Source organism: Anabaena sp. FACHB-1391, assembly GCF_014696755.1.
GTDB lineage: Bacteria > Cyanobacteriota > Cyanobacteriia > Cyanobacteriales > Nostocaceae > Dolichospermum > Dolichospermum planctonicum.
In genome coordinates this window covers 1-17,783 of sequence record NZ_JACJQS010000031.1, presented here as the reverse complement: position 1 = coordinate 17,783, position 17,783 = coordinate 1, and the positions used below count along the sequence as shown (strand labels likewise).

Below are 17,783 nucleotides of genomic sequence, written 5' to 3'. Positions count from 1 at the left end.
ATGAACCACGAAGGAATGAAGAACACGAAGCAAGAAGGAAGAAAGAAGAAAATTCTTGACTTACACTCTTATTTATAAAATGTAAAATTAGATATTTAGTATTATGAGAAAGCTTTATTTTTTGCTTCCAGGAACAGATGGTAATTTTGCTTGTGGTGGTCTTTGGGCAGAGTTGAAAACGGTTAATTTGGTTCGACAATTTTGCTCTGCTGAAGTGGTTACTTATCGTCAGAAAGAATCTGGTAAGTTGTTTTTAGATGATTTATTAGAGGAGAAAATTTTCAAAAATTTAGATGATGTCATTTTTGTGATTAGCTGGGGATTTGATGTGGCTAAATTGGCTGCTAAGTTGCAAAGGTATAATGTGATTTATCATGCTCATAGTGCCGGTTATAAGATGAATCTACCAGCGAATATTCCGATCATTACGGTTAGTAGAAATACCCTGGGTTATTGGGGACAAAAATCACCAAATTCTCTGATTTATTATTTACCAAATCAAATTAGTGAGGAATTTACTAATTTAGATCAAAGTCGAGATATTGATGTTTTAGTCCAAACTCGGAAGTCTTCTCAATATTTAATTAAGTCGTTAATTCCCGCTTTGAAAAAAAAATGTCATGTCTTGGTTGTTGATAGTTATGTGGAAAATTTACCAGTTTTATTTAATCGTGCTAAAATTTACCTTTATGATTCTGCGGAATATTGGCAATTACAAGGAGTTAGTGAAGGATTTGGTTTACAACCAATGGAAGCCTTAGCTTGTGGTTGTCACGTCTTTTCTAGTGTCAATGGGGGATTATCTGATTATTTAGATCCGGGCTTTAATTGTTATAAAATCGCTGGTTATGCTTTAGAATATGATCTAGCCAAGATTTTACAGGTTCTAGAAGCAACAACATTACCAACTTTATCGGAAACTGTTTTAGCAGAATATAGAAAGGACAATATTATTCAACGTTTACAGGTAATTTTAGCAGAAATCAATGATTTCTTTGATCATAAAAATAATTACTCGACTAAAATTCCAGATTTAACAAAAATCCAATTAGCAAAATTATTTGTAGAGAGAATTTTTGCTAAAGTCAAAAGCAAGTATTTATAAGGGAATTAGGAAATTTTATGAATAAACGATTGTTGGTTACTGGGGGTGCTGGGTTTATTGGTACGAATTTTGTCCATCATTGGTGTCAAGCTTATCCAAATGATAGATTAGTGGTATTAGATGCTCTTACCTACGCTGGAAATCTCTCTAATTTGACCTCGGTTGCATCAAAAGACAATTTCCGCTTTGTCCAGGGAGATATATGCGATCGCTCTTTAGTTGAAAAACTACTTTTAGAGGAAAATATAGATACTATAGCTCATTTTGCGGCTGAATCTCACGTTGATCGTTCAATTACCGGACCTGCTGCATTTGTCCAAACTAATGTGCTGGGAACTTTTACTCTTTTGGAAGCTTTTCGTCAACATTGGGAAGCAAAAACACAACCTCATAATTATCTATTTCTTCATGTTTCTACCGATGAAGTTTATGGTAGTCTCACCCCAGATGAACCAGCATTTTCAGAAACTACAGCTTATAGTCCCAATAGTCCATATTCAGCTTCAAAAGCTGGAAGTGATCATTTAGTTCGTGCTTATTATCATACCTATAAATTACCCACAATTATCACCAATTGCTCTAATAATTATGGTGCTTTTCAATTTCCAGAAAAGTTAATTCCTTTGATGTGTATTAATATTCTAACTGGTAAAAAATTACCTGTTTATGGGGATGGAAAAAATGTCCGCGATTGGTTATATGTTGGTGATCATTGTCAAGCTTTAGATCTGGTACTTCATCAAGGAAAACCAGGAGAAAACTACAATATTGGGGGTAATAATGAAGTTGAAAATATCAGCCTTGTGCAAAATTTATGTCAAATTATGAATGAGTTAGCACCAGATTTACCAGTCTATCCAGCGGAAAAATTAATTACTTTTGTTAAGGATAGACCTGGACATGATCGAAGATATGCTATTAATGCTAATAAGTTAAAAACAGAATTGGGTTGGAATCCATCTGTCACCATTACTCAAGGTTTACGTTTAACTGTAGAATGGTATCTTAGTAATTGTGATTGGTGGAAAGCTTTGTTATAGTCCACGCAAGTGGACTTAGTTTGTGTATTAGCGATTTATCATCGCCCCTAGACCGCTTTGAAAACAACCTCTTAGCAAACCCTAATGATGAATGGGAAATTTAGATTGGAGTAGATTTCTGACAGCTACTTCTAAATCACTTTCTTTCAATAAAGATTCTCCCATAATTACTGTTTGCACTCCAGCTTCAGCAACTAAAGATAAATCATCAGGGGTTTCTATTCCTGATTCACTAATCACTAAAATTCCTAACTTTTGCAGTTGGGATTTCCTCGCTGCTAATAGTTCCTGAGTGGTGTGAATATTGATGGTTGAATCACTTAAATTCTGATTATTAATGGAAACTATCCGTATATCTTCCAATTCGAGAACTCTATCCAAATCAGTTAAATTATGAACTTGGATTACAGCATTCATTCCTAAGTAGTGAATTACTCGTAAAAAGTTTTTTAGGTCTTTATCCGCAAGAATAGCAGCCATTAATAATACCGCATCTGCACCAGCAGAACGCGCTAAATAAATTTGGCAAGGATCAATGATAAAATCTTTGCAGAGTAAAGGTAATGCTACCCGATATCTGATAGCACGCAAATGATCAAAACCACCTTGAAAAAACTTTTGATCAGTAACAACAGATATACAAGATGCTCCTCCACGTTTATAAGCTTGAGCAATAGTAACTGGTTCAAAATCTTGTCTAATTACACCTTGATAAAGGGATACTTTTCTCACTTCTGCAATTAAACTAGGTTTATAAACACTCTGCTGTAAAGCAGTCAAAAAGTCCCGCACAGTAGGAGCAGCAGTTAACTGACGTTGCAAGGAAGCCCAAGACATATCTTGTTGCATTTGTACAACTTCCAGTTTTTTATGCCACACAATTTCTTTGAGAATTGCTTGCATTTGAGGATGATAAATTGTGATTGGATAGATAATAAAATCTGGACGAGGGTGATAAATTATTTTTGTAAAATTTCACCTTTCCCTTTTCTTGTCTGAAAAAAAGTCAAGGATTTGACATCAAACCTGTCAACTTTTTCCACCGGTGGCTGATTTTTCTGGGAATTACCGAGCAAGCGGTTATCTTTAAGTAATCTGATATATGTACGATAGGGCATATAGTCTGTAGGGTTGTAGCCAGCAAATTGTAAAACCAAAACACAAGCCCAAGAATATTTTCCGCTTATAATCGCTTTAATTATTTGTTCTATTTGCTCGGTCTTGATCTTTTTGCTAATGGATGGATTATACCCAGTAAAATTTTGATTCATGATTTTGCTCCTGTTTGTCAAACGATGCAATGGTTTTTGAGGATTTTCCCGCCATTTATCAATAACGGCTTCTTTACTAAGAGTATCCAAATCCAAGTTCCCAATACATAAACTATTTTTTGATTAACATGACTATTTTTTTGCTCTTATTTTTTTGAATTTTTGTTAACTATCAGAATTTTGATTTTTAAATATACAGCAAATTTCAACTTAGTAAGGTATAAAATACACCATCACCGTAGCAAGCCATTCATTACCTGTATCTTTATTAACAATTAAACAACGGGCTTAATATTGAAAGAATAGAGTGGGTAATGGTATCAAAGATGCTAGTGTAAAGAGAGGTTTATGTATACTTTGGATTTTAAAACAGCTTCTCAAGACATTTCTTCGACAGTTCTCTACAGGACTTAGGAGTAAAGTCTGCTTAATTTTTGATGAGGATATTCTAGGACAATACTCACTCTAATTATCATTAATAATCCGACTAGGATATATTCTAAAAGAATCGAAAAAATTAGCAGCTTCTGTAGTTATTCATCCTTGGCTCTAGCTCCGATTAATCCTGAGATATAGTTCTATTCTGAGGAATAAAAACAGTATTTTTTTCTATAGCAAGCGATGTATTAACTGCTACGAAATAGTTACTTGCAGACAGCTTAGAATCAGTATCACTACCCTTATATGTGGATGCTGGGGTGTTGACTGGTTGAGTATTATTAGTGTTTTGATCTACTGAATCAGTCGAGTTAGAATTTTGAGCCATTAAGTCGGCCGCTTTCCTAGAAACTGACTCCGCTTGAGCAGGAGTCGTGACTAAAGTAGCTAATATAGCTAACCCTAAAAAGCACTTGTGTTTATTCATGATGTAGGCAACCTTGATTTTCAATTTGAAACACGAAAATTATCTCAAGCTAGAGACTATGCAAAAGCCAGTTGATCTGCGATACTAGTAAAACTTCTACTGAATCTTGAATCTGACTGACTTTCGTGATAGAAACATTTTCCCCCCCCATGTATGTCACAAAATTTAATTTATTTTATTTTGTGATATACAATATAATCATAAATCTGACATATTTTCTTGTAAGTGTCAACCCCAAACCAGAAATTTATATTTCTCTGACACTTACGTAGATTTCATTCTCATCCGAGTCATAATTATGACTCATAATCAACAACCTAACCCTGAAATAAAATAGTCACAGCAGTGAATATGAAACTGATGCAATTTAAACCAAGAATGAATGAACAAGAGTTTGAGCGCGTATTTGACAATCTCACAGAACGACGCAAAAACGTATTAAGGAAGATACTAGCGGGCGAAACAGATGCGGATATAGCTCAATCTATGAAGATTGGAGAATCGTCCGTAAGAAAATATGTTGAAAGAATATGTCTGGAATTTGGACTGAATAATGAGCCTTCTGATAGCCGTCGCTATAAACGGTCAGAGTTGGTGACATTATTTGCCAAATACAAACCGGAATTACTGAGTGAAAGTAAAACTGGCTCGACAAAAGAATTAACAATAATGACGGATGAAAATGAATCAAATATTACTGAATATATCCTGCATTTGTTATCCTTTAATCAGCCCATATCAGAGGATTTGCAACAGATACTAAATCGCATCAAGTTTCATGAACAAGAAAGGAAACAAATTGCGAAAGCTCTAAATGAAATAGGGCATAAAAATTACCTAAATAACGACTTTACAATTGCAGCATCCTATTTAGAATTAGCAGTTGAATTTAACCCAAACTATGGAGCGGCTCATTATAATTTAGGAGCAGCTTATGAAAAGTTAGAGAATTTAGATGGTGCTTGTTACCACTATCAGATTGCGAGTAAATATCAAAATCGTGCTGCTGATCCTGCTGCGAATAATTTAGCTAGGTTGCAAATTCTGCAAGGAAATAGTGCAGCAGCGGTGAAGATCATTGAATCAATTTTGCCCAAGGTTAGAGATAAAAGCATAGAAGTTACATTGTATAAAAACCTTGGCTGGGCATATTTTCAGGAAAATTGTTTTGACAAAGCAAAACAAAATTTACTGATCTGTTTGAAATTAGAAAGCAATTATACTCCAGCTTATTGCTTACTAGCACAAGTGCAAGCAGCAGAGGGAGATCATCAAAGTTCCAGAGAATCATGGCAAACTTTCCTAGAATTTTATGCCTATGAGCAGGAAGAAAAAAAATTTCGTGGACAATTACCAGAACTAGAAGTTTGGAAACTTGAAGCCATGAGAATTATTAATGCTCAAGGGGAGTAATTCAAAGAGATACAGCGTTTTCCGCTCTGATGAGGTACAAAGTTAAATCATGAAACTCTTGTGGTGCGGGCATCTTGCCCGCTAGATATGTACCTCATAACACCGGGAAATGCTGTAAGTATCAGAATTGAATTGATCCAGATTCTTCCGATAAAGAGTGATTTACTGTCGAGGTTGGGTTAACCTATGTTACCCAACATCAATATGATCAATATGATCAAGCAATCATTCATCTGGGAATAAATTCCCAGTCTAATAGCAAAAGTCGGCTCAAGCCGACTATACAGCAGTTTCCGGTATTATGAAGTACAGTAATGATAAAACTCTTGTGGTGCGGGCATCTTGCCCGCATAAAGTGTACCTCAGTAGTTTCCGGTATTATGAAGTACAGTAATGATAAAACTCTTGTGGTGCGGGCATCTTGCCCGCATAAAGTGTACCTCAGTAGTTTCCGGTATTATGAAGTACAGTAATGATAAAACTCTTGTGGTGCGGGCATCTTGCCCGCATAAAGTGTACCTCAGTAGTTTCCGGTATTATGAAGTACAGTAATGATAAAACTCTTGTGGTGCGGGCATCTTGCCCGCATAAAGTGTACCTCAGTAGTTTCCGGTATTATGAAGTACAGTAATGATAAAACTCTTGTGGTGCGGGCATCTTGCCCGCATAAAGTGTACCTCAGCAGTTTCCGGTATTATGAAGTACAGTAATGATAAAACTCTTGTGGTGCGGGCATCTTGCCCGCATAAGGTGTACCTCAGTAGTTTCCGGTATTATGAAGTACAGTAATGATAAAACTCTTGTGGTGCGGGCATCTTGCCCGCATAAGGTGTACCTCAGTAGTTTCCGGTATTATGAAGTACAGTAATGATAAAACTCTTGTGGTGCGGGCATCTTGCCCGCATAAGGTGTACCTCAGTAGTTTCCGGTATTATGAAGTACAGTAATGATAAAACTCTTGTGGTGCGGGCATCTTGCCCGCATAAGGTGTACCTCAGTAGTTTCCGGTATTATGAAGTACAGTAATGATAAAACTCTTGTGGTGCGGGCATCTTGCCCGCATAAGGTGTACCTCAGTTGGGTTTCACTTCGTTCTACCCAACCTACAAACCAAAAACCTAACCCAAAACGAAATTCACCAACTTACCAGGAACAACAATCACCTTTTTAACTTCCTTTCCTTCAAGATAACGCTGTGCCACCTCCGACTCCCGCGCATATTTTTCCAACTCTGCCTTATCAGCTTTTGCAGGAACTTGAATAGAACCGCGAGTTTTACCCATAATTTGAATTACCAAAGTAATTTCATCAACTATCAAAGCCGCAGGATCAAAACTTGGCCAAGGTTGGGTATGGACAGAATTTTTATGCCCTAATAATTGCCATAATTCATCACCAATATGTGGTGCAAAAGGCGCTAACATAATCACCAAAGTTTGCATCCCTTCCCCATAAACTGGGGAATTATGACAATCAGCATCAGTTAACGCATTACTTAACTTCATCAATTCCGAAATAGCCGTATTAAATTGATATTCATCCTGCACATCTTCGGTAATTGCTTGAATTGCAATATGAATGAAGCGACGTAAATCTTTTTCCGCTTTATTTAACCTATCAACTTCCACTTTTTGCTGACAAACTCCCGCAGATGCGTAATCTGTAACCAACCGCCAAACCCGATTTAAAAAGCGAAATTGTCCCTCAACATCAGCCTCATCCCATTCTAAATCTTTCTCTGGAGGTGCTTTAAATAAAATGAACATTCGCGCCGTATCAATGCCATATTTATTAATCACATCTTCCGGCGCAACACCATTACCTTTTGATTTGGACATGGTAGCATATAGCTTTTGTAAAGGTTCGCCAGTTTGCGGATCTACAGGATTATTAGCATCAACTAAATGCGAAGGAATCCATTTATCCTTACCACCTTTTTTCGGGTTCATGTAAGTTAAACCCTGTACCATGCCCTGAGTTAATAACTTTTGAAATGGTTCATCAAAGTTAAATAAACCTCTATCTCTCAATACTTTAGTGAAGAAACGCGAATACAATAAATGTAAAATTGCGTGTTCAATTCCCCCTACATATTGATCTACTGGCATCCAATCATTTACTTTACCAGAATCAAAAATCTTTTCTTCATTTTTGGCATCAGAATAACGCAAGAAATACCAAGAAGAATCAATAAAAGTATCCATTGTATCGGTTTCCCGTTTCGCAGGAGTACCGCAAGTTGGACAGGTGACATTTACCCAACTTTCTAATTGTGCTAAAGGTGAACCACCACGGCCACTTAATGCAATTTCTTCTGGTAATTGTACAGGTAAATCTTTTTCTGGTACGGGGACAATTCCACATTCGGGACAATGAATCACAGGGATAGGTGCGCCCCAATAACGTTGTCGAGAAATCAACCAATCTCTGAGGCGATATTGTACTCTTAATTTACCAAAGTTTTGTTGTTCGGCAAATTCAATAATGGCCTTTTTTGCATCTATAGAATTCATCCCATTGAAGTCACCAGAATTAACTAAAATGCCCGCTTCTGTATAGGCTGATTTTAAAGTTTCCTCTGCACCAATTTCCGGGACAATCACCACTTTAATTGCTAAATTCTGTTCTTTGGCAAATTTGAAATCTCGCACATCATGGGCTGGTACACCCATTACCGCACCTGTACCATATTCATAGAGTACATAATCTGCAATCCAAATCGGTACTTCTTCCCCGGTAAAGGGGTTAATAACTTGACCACCCGTAGGAATACCCCGTTTAGGTTTGTCTTCCGCAGTCCGTTCTAACTCACTTTGGTTGCTGACTTCCTTGATAAAGGCTGCCACCGCTGCTTTTTGGTCTGAAGTTGTCACCACTTGAGTTAAGGGGTGTTCTGGGGCTAAAACGACGTAACTCACGCCATAAACGGTGTCGGGACGGGTGGTATAAACGGCGATTTTTTCATCTAAGCCGACAATCGGAAATTCTAAATAAGCACCGGTGGATTTTCCTATCCAGTTGGCTTGCATTAATTTAACTCGTTCTGGCCAACCTGTGAGTTTATCTAAATCATTTAATAATTCTTCTGCGTAGTCGGTAATTTTGAAAAACCATTGACGCAATAATTTACGTTCTACTATTGCTCCACTACGCCAAGAACGTCCTTCATTATCAACTTGTTCGTTTGCTAATACAGTTTGATCAATGGGATCCCAATTAACTGCCGCTTCTCTTTGATAAGCTAAACCAGCTTCTAAAAATTGCAGAAAAATCCACTGTGTCCACTTGTAGTAATCAGGAGAACAGGTAGCAACTTCACATTCCCAATCTAAGGATAAACCCAGACGTTGTAATTGTTGCCGCATTTGGGCAATATTTTGATATGTCCATTTGGCAGGGGGTACACCTCTATCAATGGCGGCGTTTTCTGCGGGTAGTCCGAAGGCATCCCAACCCATTGGATGTAATACACGATACCCTTGCATTCGTTTGAGGCGAGCGATTACGTCTGTAATTGTGTAGTTACGGACGTGACCCATGTGCAAGCTACCGGAGGGATAAGGGAACATGGAAAGCGCGTAGAATTTTGGCTTATTTTGGTCTTGAGGCGTTTTGTCTAAGCCAAGTTCTAACCATGTTTTTTGCCATTTTTCCTCAATTGCGGCTGGTTGGTATGATGTTTTTTGGGGGGACTCCACAATTAAAACTCCTAATGCTGTTACCTAATCTCGCTATTGTGGCATAATTTAGATATAATTTTTTCTCACGCAGAAGTGCAAAAGTAAGAGTTTTGAGAATTAATTTCAGCGAAGTTGATACCTCAATTTAGGAACGCGGCCTTTTTATGGCAATTTCTAAGGTCGTTTTTACACGCCTGAATGCGTCCGCTAGACGACCTATTTCATCCTTGTATTCATTCTCAAAATTAGCATCCATGTCGCCTAAACTCACGGCCTCTGCAACTTGAGTGATTTGATTAAGAGGTCTAACAATATGTTGTTTCAGCCAGAGATTGACTAACGATATGGATATAGCAAAAATCGCCATAAAAATTCCTAAAATGATCAGAAAATTTTGCTTGGTAATTTTATCAACTTTATCAGCAGGGACGTAAATAATTTTAGTGCCGATAACTTTATCTAATTCCCAGCCAAATCCGTTATTACCAGTATATACACCTTGTTTATATAAAGCCTGTAATGATTGAGGAGATGTTTCCAAACTGGTATGACAACTCAAGCAACTAGTTTGAGACTTTTCAATTATGATAGGACGGGCTGTATAAAAATAGCGCTTGTTTTCCCCATTCATGGTGAGATAACCTTCAGCTATATTTTTCCCCTTTGGTTTATATTGTTGGCTTAATTTCTCGATAATCTTGATCTCATTTTCGTCAGCTTTATCCTTGATATTTGTCGGGTTAATCATCGCATTTCTATAACGATATTCACCATACTTATCTTGAATAGCATTGGTAAAAATATCAAATACCTTGACCATAGCAACAGAAGGAATTGCTTCTATTAACATTTTCTCTTCTGATTGCTTTTCTAATAAAGGAGTCACTCTCTCCGCGTTATATTTCCGAATAGCGTCCACAGTTGAAATCAGTAAATTAGCTTGTGTATTTACTTCATTTTCAGCATTTCCCAGCAGAATATTATAATAAACCACACCGCTAACAATAATCCCACTCAGAAAAATTGCAAGCATGAGGGTAGTTAGTTTCTTGCTGAGGTTAAAATTTTTGGGTATTAGTGCCAATATTTTCATTATTCACCCCATACAACACGAAAACCAAACAGGTTACAACCGCAAAAACCGGCATCTGCATAAAAACGAAAAGAGGAATGGCAATTTTCAGAAGGAATGAACCAAGATCCTCCGCGCAGCACTCGTCTATTATTGCTATTATTTAGCCACACACTACCATCATCAGGGGCGTTTATATAATCTTCATGCCACCCGTCTTCGCACCATTCCCATACATTGCCACACATATCATATAAACCGAAAGGGTTGGCGGGAAATTTTCCAACTTCTGTGGTTTTTCCCTGATATTTACTATCATAATTGGCTAATTCTGGGGAAATTGTTTTCCCAAAATAGAATGCTGTGGTTGTTCCTCCACGACAGGCATATTCCCATTCTGCTTCACTAGGTAAGCGATAGGCTTTATTTGTTTTTTGCGAGAGTCTGGCACAAAATTCTTGGGCTTCATACCATGATAGACCCTCAACAGGTAAATTCTCACCTTGAAACTGTGATGGTTCAGGTTCTAAATTAATGTTTACTTTGGGTAAAGCCGCTACAATTCGCCATTGTTTTTGTGTGATTGGATATTTACCCATGAAAAACCCATAAACTGTAACTTGATGTTGTGGACTTTGAGATTTGTCGTAACCTTCCTCATTTTCTGGAGAACCCATTATGAAAGTTCCTCCGGGAATATTTACCATTTCTAGAAATACACCATTTCCTATGTCTTCCGTAAAATACTTCCCACTTTTAGGAATATATTTAATTTCCGGTTTTCTTACAAGACCCAGTAATTGACTTTTTAAACTTATCTCAGCGGTTTCAAACTCAAAAGTTTTTAACTGATAACCAAATTTGTTTTTTTCTGCTTCTGCTTCTCGCTGTTTTTGATATTCTGCTTCTTTACCAGATGTAATTTCTAACTCAATAGATGCTACATCTTCATCTCTCAAACCTAAAACATCTTGGCGATAATCTTTTAATATCTTCAAAGTTTGTTCATTTAAAGGATATTTCTGCTCGACTTCTTCTGCAAAATATTGTTGGTAACTTTTTAAATTTACTAACCGTCTCCGAAAAGGTTCTAAAACTTCTCTTTCTATTTCCTTGGCTACTGCATCTGTAATTCCCAAAGTTTTCCGTTTTTCTGTTAGAACTAAAATAGCAACTTTTTTTAGTTCACCATTTTGAGTATATTTTTCAACTAATTTACGATACTCTACTTCTGGATTTTTAGGAGTATAAGCCAATAAAATATCATATCCTTCCTTATCCAGAATAATATCTGGTTTCATATTAGGTTTTACAGCTTGGACTTTTGCTTTAGCGTAAGCGTGTAGTTCTTGAATATGAATTTTACCATCACTATCATTATCTGCTGCACCTGTCTCAATTCCCTCAACTAAATATTGAGTATAGAGTGAAAGTGTTGCACCTTCTTGTGTAAAAGAAGTTTGAGTTGCACCAGAAGATGTCATCACAACTCGTCCTTCTGCACCTAATTGTTTTTTGATATCTACACCAATACTTTTTGTGTGCCAACCATTAGCAAAAGCACCACTGTAACAAGCATCTAAAATTAAAACTTGTCGTTTAGAATAACAATTTCTCGACTGCGCTTGAATAAAATTTCCATCTACAGCGGTAGCTTCAAAATTATCTTTAGCCGTATTGCAAGTTGCTAAATAGAGATGATTATCGTCATTAATCATCCCATGTCCAGAAAAAAAGAATAATAATAAGTCCTCTTTTTCTGCATTTTTAAACAGATTGAGAATTGCTATTCTCATAACTTCTGAATTAGGGTTGAGTAGTTTTTCTACCTGTGTAAAGTTTCCTAAGTTCGGATTTTTTAAAACTCGTTCCATAGCCTCTACATCATTGAGCGCAGATGATAGGGGTGGGATATTTTCACCATACTCGCTAACTCCAATCAGCAGTGCTATTTTTTTAGCCATTGTCACCACCCATTGCAGCTAATAGGTCTTTTGCTATTTTTTCGCTTTCTAGCAGTTCTTGACGGCTTTTAGCCTCGATAATGACTTCTTTATCACCGACCTTGACACTAACTTTTATGGGTTTATCTCCCAAGCGATCGCTCAAAAAGCTGAAAAAACCTTTAATATTTTGTATATTGACTTTAGCTGTAATAAATCCGATTAAAGTGGCAAATCCTGGTTTGCTTCCTGGTTCTGGGTACATATCTTCGCTAAGATATGCTTTCTCCACTTCATTTAAATCTCGCAATTCCCGCAGTAGATTAACGGCTATTTTTTGTCGTCTGTTATCGTCTAATTCTGGGTAATCAACAGCAAAAGTAACCTGAATTGTGCGATCATTGGTCATATTTACCTCCACAGTGCCATTATGTCCTGTTTGCGTCGTCTTAATGGCTATTTTAGTAGTGATCACTGTTTTAGCATACTCTAAGGTAAACTTATGCCAATATTGTCAAATTTATGGAATTGGCAGTAAAATAGAGTATTAGTGGGAGTAAAAATGATTACAAACAGGAAAAAGCCCAAAATTAAGTATACCACTTGATGGCTGGTGGAGCAGTTGTGGTTTATTTATAGTTTATTTATATAAATTATTTATTTAATTGAGGTTATTAACTAGCTTTTATTTGGGGGCTATTGCTGTTTTCGGAATTTCCATGACTGGTTTGTTTAAAGCTACCATTAGAGAAGAATCAGAGGTTGCTGGCTGTGTCATGGTCGGTGTTAATTCTGTCGTTTCTGCCACCTGTAGTATTCTGGATGAGTTACCGGGGAATAAACTGGAAACTGTACCCAGAATACAAGCTGCTAAGGCCGCCCCAGCAAACATCCAGGCCAAGTCATAGGGTCGGTTAACACGCTTCAATACTTGCTCAATTGTGGTTTCCGATGACTGATTAGTTGGGGGAACAGGTATGTTTTGTAACCCTTGTCTAAGGTTTAATAGTCTCTTGTATAAGCACTTGACGGAGGCATCCGTTGATAACCACTCTTCGACTTGCCTCCGTTCAGTAGCTGTTACTTCGCCATCCAGATAAGCACTTAATAACTCAAAACAGTCGCGTTTTTGCATATCCATATTACTCATTGATTCGTTTTTGCTGCTCAGTAGCAGAAAATATATATTTTCGCTGACAGTCGTTAATACTTCTTAAATTCTGTCAGAGAATTGAGGAAACATGATGTAGATTATATATCTAGATAGCTTTGTAATTGAGTTTGTAATCTAGATCTGGCTCTGGCTATTCTAGATTTCACAGTTCCTAGAGAAACTCCGGTAACTTCGGCAATTTCTTCATAAGAGAGGCCTTCTATTTCTCTCAGGATAATAGTAGTCCGAAAAGCTTCAGGTAAATCCGCGATCGCTTCTCGCAACTGCTCATAAAATTCTCTAGTAGTCATTTGCTCATCTGGACTTGGTGTATCACCGGCAATTTCCCAATCCATTTCACCATCTTCTAGACTCCGGGGAGCATCTAGCGAGAGGGGACTAGCCACCCGTTTACGTTTACGTAATTCATCATAAAACAAATTAGTGGCAATACGACTTAACCAACCCCGGAACTTGGTAGGTTCTTGTAATCGGCCAATATTTCTATAGACACGAATCCAAACTTCTTGGGCTAAATCGGCTCTGTCAGACCAATCAGGGGCTAAATGATATAAAACTCGATCAACTTGGGTTTGATGACGGCGTAGCAGTTCTGCAAAGGCAGCACGGTCTGGACGCAATCCGACTTGACAGCGTAAAATAAGATCGTGGTTTGAGAGTTTGTCAACTTGCACCGATGCTGCTGGGTAGGTGGCACCAACTGTTGACCAGGATACACTAATGGATTGACTCATGGATCGGATTGGCTTTAAATCAAATCACTCTTCCCGATTTGACTGGATAATTAATTAAAAGTTCCCCAAGGGTGACGGGTTTATAATTGAAAGACGGAAATAGGGTAATTGGTAATGGGTAATGGGTAATTGGTAATTGGTAATTGGTAAAATTCACATCAGTTACTAGTTCCCAGGAGATGTCAGGGAGAAATAATAGGCGATAGCAATGGCAAGAAATGAATCTCTAGCGAGTATGGTCATGTTTCTCTGTTTTGGTACAGCAATTTTATCTCTAGCTGTCCACTTGCAAACGACAAGAAAAACAGGAGCAGGGGAGTTAAATTATTCCAGGTCTACAGGGGTCTATCCGCAGGATTCACTGGTGACTGGGTCAAGTGCAATTGCGGCTTCCGTACCTACCTCTCCCCAAAAAGCTGGGACAATTAACTTAGATTCTGATCAGAAACAACCCCAGTCAAGTTTGGCTAGTATTACAGGTACAATTAACAATACAAGCCCACCAGTATCAGCGGCGGACACTACCCAAGTTGTAGTAGATTTAAGCGATCGCCGTGTTTATGTCTCTCGATATGATGAGGTAATAGCTAGTTACCCTATCGCTATTGGTAAAAAGGGTTGGGAAACACCCACCGGCAATTTTCAAGTTATCCACAAGGAACATCATCCCATTTGGCGACATCCCATTACAGGAGCTATCTTTGACGGTGGTACTAATAGTCCTTTGGGGGATAGATGGATTGGTTTTTGGTCAGATGGCCGCAATGAAATTGGCTTTCATGGTACACCAGATGTTGATTTAGTGGGAGCAGCTGTTTCTCATGGTTGTCTGAGAATGCGTAATCCTGATGTACGGATGTTGTATAGCCAAGTTTCTTTAAATACACCTGTATTAGTCCGTGATTGAATTAGGTTCATTTAATTTCCTGGGATTTCCACGGTAATGGATCAATTGATTGTCCGTTTACATACAAACCCCAGTGTAAGTGTGGTCCAGTAGATGCACCAGTTGAACCTACTGCACCAATTTTTTGACCAGCTTTGACAAAATCACCTTCTTGAACATTTATACGACTCAGGTGCATGAAAATACTGACTACTCCCTGACCATGATCAATGCCGATGACGTTACCATGAACCCGGAAGCCTTGGGATACTGTCCCCACTAAAGCAACTCTTCCCGCAGCAGGGGCTGTGACAGATGATCCTGCCGCTCCCGCGTAATCCTGTCCACGATGGTAGTAATCATTCGCAAATACACCATTGTAGTAGCGACGGACACCATATCTAGTGGATGTTCTCCCTGCGTTGGGGGTGAGAAAAACACCGTTCCAGTATTTTTCCGGTGTCTGGAGGGCTTTAAATTCAGCTACTCGCTTGAGTTCATACTCGGTCGCCCCAACCCCAGCTTTACCCGGTGGTAAAGTGATGCGTTGGACTGGGAATTTGCGATCGCGCACTTGTATAGATAGTTTTTGTTCCTGTCCCTCCTCGGAAACTTTAATCGTTCTCACTCCAGCTTTTTCTAAGGGAGTTGTGGGAATAAAGGAACGGTATTGACGGGGTGCAATTTCAAAAGCTGGATAGTTTTTTTCGCCAACTGTCACCGTAGGATTACTAAGACTTTTCTGATCATCCGCCTCAATTAATACTGAAATTGTATCTCCCAATTGGGGATTTTTAGGCATGATCTGTACTTCTAAAGCCTTTGCGGGTAAGCCTAAAGCCATGGGAATGGCAGTAATTATGCCCAAGAGTATCTTAACACGGTTGCTCATTGTCAGAATCAAAATTAAAAGATTAACAGAATAAAAACAGAATAAAAACAGAATAAAAACAGGATAACAACAGTATTTAAGGTTCTTCCTGTGAACGGGGAGAGGTTTAGCAGTCAAAGCCAACCGTTAATTAACCACCTATATTGGGTTTTCTCAACCCAGACTACGCTGAATCATATTGAATTATAGATTTAGCCAAACCAAATTAACCACAGAGGTAGCACTAAAAATAAACCAATAAAGGTTAAAGCAATGCTGCTGGCTAATAAATTCCGATCCAAGTCGTAAACTTCCGCTAAAATCAGTACAGAAAGTCCCGTGGGTGTCCCTGACATAAGTACCAAAACTAGACGCTGTTCCCCAATCATACCCGCATAAGTCGCACCTAATCCTACTAATAAAGGAATAATCAAAACTTTCAAAATACTGGCTATAATGGCAATATCCAGATTTTGATATTCTTTTATTGTTCCTAGTCGCAAACCAACTAGCAACAAAGCGAGAGCAATTACCACCCACACAGCCTGATCTAAACCTGACTCAATCACTGCGGGTAATTGCACAAATTGGGTATTTAACCCAATGAAAAACGTCCACAGACTAGGAACAGTAGCTATATCTCGTAATTGTATCCACCAATGATTTTCAGTGGCTCTCTGTCCAAAATAACTGGCAATTAAGACAGCAATTCCATAAGTACCAACAACATTATTTGTGACGCTAAATAATACCGCCCAATCATTATTTTCTGGTCCTGTTAGCACTTGTGTTAGTGTTATTCCAACAAAACCCGTATTTCCTAAAATTGTTGCCAAAATAAAACTTCCTAAACTCGCTTTTTTAAAAGATGTAGATACTTCTACGCCTTTCTGCTCTGCCTTGATTTGATTAAACAATTGCCAAAACCACCAAGTCAACAGTGCTAAAACTAAACTTAGTAGTAACACTACTAATCCTATAAATGGTATTAATTCGCCATTTACCGCATTAGTATGACGTGCTAATACTAACAATTGTAGTGGCACTCCTACCCAGTATAGTGACTGTCCTAACCACTTGGCAAATTTATCGGAGCTAAATCGAGATAATATTAGACCTAACCCTATCCAAGTAAATAGGGGAGTATAAGCTTTGAATAGGGTTTCAATCATGATCAAGTGGTTAGTTATTTTTGCCCGCTGTATGAGTAATTATAGTTGCAAATCATGAGTTACAATACTCATTGCTGATAAAAATCACGATTAAAACTAATGATAGGAAATAAAACACAACCCAGAGAATCATTAAATAAAGCCTTGCTCAAAATCAATCCTTTTAGAAATGATATTGAAACTTTCAAAAAACATCTAAAAAACCTAATTGCAAAAATTAACGAATCTGAATCAGAGGAATTTCATAAAAACCTGATTGCTGACTTTTTAAAGAACACATATTACAGTTCTAATCACTTTATTAATACTCAAGGACGAAATGACCTGGTTATTCATAATGGTCAAGACCCTAAAACCAGTGTTGGTGTAATTTTAGAAGTTAAAAAATTAGAAGTTAAAAAGCCAACAAATAAAAGCGAAATGCTCAAAATTGATAATTTAAATACTAAAGCATTTCAGGAATTAGTTTTATATTTTCTCAGAGAACGTTTAACCGAAAAAAATCTAGAACTGAAATATTTAATAGCAACTAATATTTACGAATGGTTTATTTTTGA

Annotated in this window: 16 protein-coding genes and 1 pseudogene; 5 read left to right on the top strand and 12 right to left on the bottom strand. The window is 37.6% G+C overall.

Annotated features, from left to right (window positions below):
- The first annotated feature begins 103 nt into the window (after window positions 1-103).
- Both H6F62_RS14790 and rfbB read left to right on the top strand, forming a co-directional pair.
- Window positions 104-1,105: a glycosyltransferase gene (locus H6F62_RS14790; protein WP_190372357.1), complete on the top strand. Its 1,002-nt coding sequence runs from the start codon at window positions 104-106 to the stop codon at window positions 1,103-1,105.
- A 17-nt stretch (window positions 1,106-1,122) separates the two neighbouring features.
- Window positions 1,123-2,145: a dTDP-glucose 4,6-dehydratase gene (gene rfbB / locus H6F62_RS14785; protein WP_137909648.1), complete on the top strand. Its 1,023-nt coding sequence runs from the start codon at window positions 1,123-1,125 to the stop codon at window positions 2,143-2,145.
- An 81-nt stretch (window positions 2,146-2,226) separates the two neighbouring features.
- Here the strand turns inward: rfbB and H6F62_RS14780 are convergent, their stop codons facing one another.
- The 3 genes from H6F62_RS14780 to H6F62_RS14770 all read right to left on the bottom strand — a co-directional run bounded on the left by H6F62_RS14780 (window position 2,227) and on the right by H6F62_RS14770 (window position 4,281).
- Window positions 2,227-3,081, bottom strand: coding sequence for an indole-3-glycerol phosphate synthase TrpC (locus H6F62_RS14780; protein WP_190372372.1), 855 nt, complete (start codon window positions 3,079-3,081; stop codon window positions 2,227-2,229).
- Between the two features lie 23 nt (window positions 3,082-3,104).
- Complete coding sequence (locus tag H6F62_RS14775; RefSeq protein WP_137909646.1) at window positions 3,105-3,416, bottom strand: HetP family heterocyst commitment protein; 312 nt, start codon at window positions 3,414-3,416, stop codon at window positions 3,105-3,107.
- 559 nt (window positions 3,417-3,975) lie between these two features.
- Entirely contained in the window at window positions 3,976-4,281 is a 306-nt protein-coding gene (locus tag H6F62_RS14770) for a hypothetical protein (RefSeq protein ID WP_190372356.1), read from the bottom strand.
- Window positions 4,282-4,632: 351 nt separating this feature from the next.
- Here H6F62_RS14770 and H6F62_RS14765 point away from each other — a divergent pair, with 351 nt between their 5' ends.
- Window positions 4,633-5,694, top strand: a complete 1,062-nt coding sequence (locus H6F62_RS14765; RefSeq protein WP_242026027.1) for a LuxR C-terminal-related transcriptional regulator — start codon at window positions 4,633-4,635, stop codon at window positions 5,692-5,694.
- A gap of 1,118 nt (window positions 5,695-6,812) precedes the next feature.
- Here H6F62_RS14765 and leuS read toward each other — a convergent pair.
- From leuS to H6F62_RS14730, 7 genes are all read right to left on the bottom strand, one after another.
- On the bottom strand, window positions 6,813-9,392 hold the full coding sequence (gene leuS / locus H6F62_RS14760) for a leucine--tRNA ligase (protein WP_190372355.1): 2,580 nt from the start codon (window positions 9,390-9,392) through the stop codon (window positions 6,813-6,815).
- A 127-nt stretch (window positions 9,393-9,519) separates the two neighbouring features.
- The gene (locus tag H6F62_RS14755) at window positions 9,520-10,407 is read right to left on the bottom strand and encodes a DUF3365 domain-containing protein (RefSeq protein ID WP_190372354.1); all 888 of its coding nucleotides are present in this window, start codon (window positions 10,405-10,407) and stop codon (window positions 9,520-9,522) included.
- A gap of 59 nt (window positions 10,408-10,466) precedes the next feature.
- Window positions 10,467-12,410 carry an SUMF1/EgtB/PvdO family nonheme iron enzyme gene (locus H6F62_RS14750; protein WP_137909615.1) on the bottom strand — a complete coding sequence of 648 codons (1,944 nt, stop codon included), beginning with the start codon at window positions 12,408-12,410 and terminating at the stop codon, window positions 10,467-10,469.
- The gene (locus H6F62_RS14745; protein WP_347238713.1) at window positions 12,403-12,864 is read right to left on the bottom strand and encodes a hypothetical protein; all 462 of its coding nucleotides are present in this window, start codon (window positions 12,862-12,864) and stop codon (window positions 12,403-12,405) included. Before H6F62_RS14745 ends, H6F62_RS14750 begins: the two co-directional genes overlap by 8 nt.
- A gap of 210 nt (window positions 12,865-13,074) precedes the next feature.
- Window positions 13,075-13,539: a zf-HC2 domain-containing protein gene (locus H6F62_RS14740; RefSeq protein WP_228036523.1), complete on the bottom strand. Its 465-nt coding sequence runs from the start codon at window positions 13,537-13,539 to the stop codon at window positions 13,075-13,077.
- A gap of 101 nt (window positions 13,540-13,640) precedes the next feature.
- Window positions 13,641-14,297: a sigma-70 family RNA polymerase sigma factor gene (locus tag H6F62_RS14735; protein ID WP_137909614.1), complete on the bottom strand. Its 657-nt coding sequence runs from the start codon at window positions 14,295-14,297 to the stop codon at window positions 13,641-13,643.
- Between the two features lie 19 nt (window positions 14,298-14,316).
- Window positions 14,317-14,454 (bottom strand): hypothetical protein, encoded by a 138-nt coding sequence (locus H6F62_RS14730; protein ID WP_162501217.1) that lies wholly within the window; start codon window positions 14,452-14,454, stop codon window positions 14,317-14,319.
- 45 nt (window positions 14,455-14,499) lie between these two features.
- Here H6F62_RS14730 and H6F62_RS14725 point away from each other — a divergent pair, with 45 nt between their 5' ends.
- Entirely contained in the window at window positions 14,500-15,204 is a 705-nt protein-coding gene (locus H6F62_RS14725) for a L,D-transpeptidase family protein (RefSeq protein ID WP_190372369.1), read from the top strand.
- A gap of 7 nt (window positions 15,205-15,211) precedes the next feature.
- On the opposite strand, the gene H6F62_RS14720 is transcribed toward H6F62_RS14725, so the two are convergent.
- Both H6F62_RS14720 and H6F62_RS14715 read right to left on the bottom strand, forming a co-directional pair.
- Entirely contained in the window at window positions 15,212-16,075 is an 864-nt protein-coding gene (locus H6F62_RS14720; protein ID WP_190372353.1) for a M23 family metallopeptidase, read from the bottom strand.
- A gap of 191 nt (window positions 16,076-16,266) precedes the next feature.
- Window positions 16,267-17,226, bottom strand: a complete 960-nt coding sequence (locus H6F62_RS14715; protein WP_137909611.1) for an AEC family transporter — start codon at window positions 17,224-17,226, stop codon at window positions 16,267-16,269.
- A gap of 99 nt (window positions 17,227-17,325) precedes the next feature.
- Between H6F62_RS14715 and H6F62_RS14710 the strand changes: the two are divergent.
- Window positions 17,326-17,783: pseudogene (locus H6F62_RS14710) on the top strand (type II restriction endonuclease); the annotation flags it as partial.